Source organism: Nonomuraea endophytica (genome assembly GCF_014203235.1).
GTDB classification, from domain to species: Bacteria; Actinomycetota; Actinomycetes; order Streptosporangiales; family Streptosporangiaceae; genus Nonomuraea; species Nonomuraea endophytica.
Genome location: NZ_JACHIN010000040.1, coordinates 1 through 1273, shown reverse-complemented (window position 1 = coordinate 1273; position 1273 = coordinate 1). Strand labels below are relative to the sequence as shown.

1 rRNA gene (cut by a window edge) is annotated in these 1273 nt (G+C 57.0%); it reads left to right on the top strand.

From position 1 onward, the window contains the following. Positions 1-1267, top strand: a 23S ribosomal RNA gene (locus HNR40_RS53385) (it extends 1784 nt beyond the left edge of the window). Positions 1268-1273: the final 6 nt, after the last annotated feature.

Sequence of the window (1273 nt, the reverse complement as noted above, 5' to 3'; positions counted from 1 at the left end):
CTAAGGCGATCGGGTGAACTGTGGTTAAGGAACTCGGCAAATTGCCCCCGTAACTTCGGGAGAAGGGGGACCTCTGCTGGTGATCAGACTAGCTCTGGGAGCTGGTGGGGGTCGCAGTGGCCAGGGGGAAGCGACTGTTTACTAAAAACACAGGTCCGTGCGAAGTCGTAAGACGATGTATACGGACTGACGCCTGCCCGGTGCCGGAACGTTAAGGGGACCGCTTAGCACAGGTAACTGTGCGAAGGTGAGAACTTAAGCGCCGGTAAACGGCGGTGGTAACTATAACCATCCTAAGGTAGCGAAATTCCTTGTCGGGTAAGTTCCGACCTGCACGAATGGCGTAACGACTTCCCCGCTGTCTCAACCGCAGACCCGGCGAAATTGCACTACGAGTAAAGATGCTCGTTACGCGCAGCAGGACGGAAAGACCCCGGGACCTTCACTACAGCTTGACATTGGCGTTTGGAACGTCTTGTGTAGGATAGGTGGGAGACTGGGAAGCTGTCACGCTAGTGATGGTGGAGTCATTGGTGAAATACCACTCTGGTCGTTTTGAACGTCTAACTCTGGTCCGTGATCCGGATCGGGGACAGTGTCTGGTGGGTAGTTTAACTGGGGCGGTTGCCTCCTAAAGAGTAACGGAGGCGCCCAAAGGTTCCCTCAGCCTGGTTGGCAATCAGGTGTCGAGTGTAAGTGCACAAGGGAGCTTGACTGTGAGACTGACGGGTCGAGCAGGAGCGAAAGCTGGGACTAGTGATCCGGCATCGGCATGTGGAAGCGGTGTCGCTCAACGGCTAAAAGGTACCCCGGGGATAACAGGCTGATCTTCCCCAAGAGTCCATATCGACGGGATGGTTTGGCACCTCGATGTCGGCTCGTCGCATCCTGGGGCTGGAGTAGGTCCCAAGGGTTGGGCTGTTCGCCCATTAAAGCGGTACGCGAGCTGGGTTTAGAACGTCGCGAGACAGTTCGGTCCCTATCCGCTGCGCGCGCAGGAGACTTGAAAGGAGCTGTCCCTAGTACGAGAGGACCGGGACGGACGAACCTCTGGTGTGCCAGTTGTACCGCCAGGTGCACGGCTGGTTGGCTACGTTCGGAAGGGATAACCGCTGAAAGCATCTAAGCGGGAAGCTCGCCTTGAGATGAGGTCTCCCACCACGAGAGTGGGTAAGGCCCCCCAGAGACGATGGGGTTGATAGGCCGGAGGTGGAAGCACGGTAACGTGTGGAGCTGACCGGTACTAATAGGCCGAGGACTTGACCACAAAGCA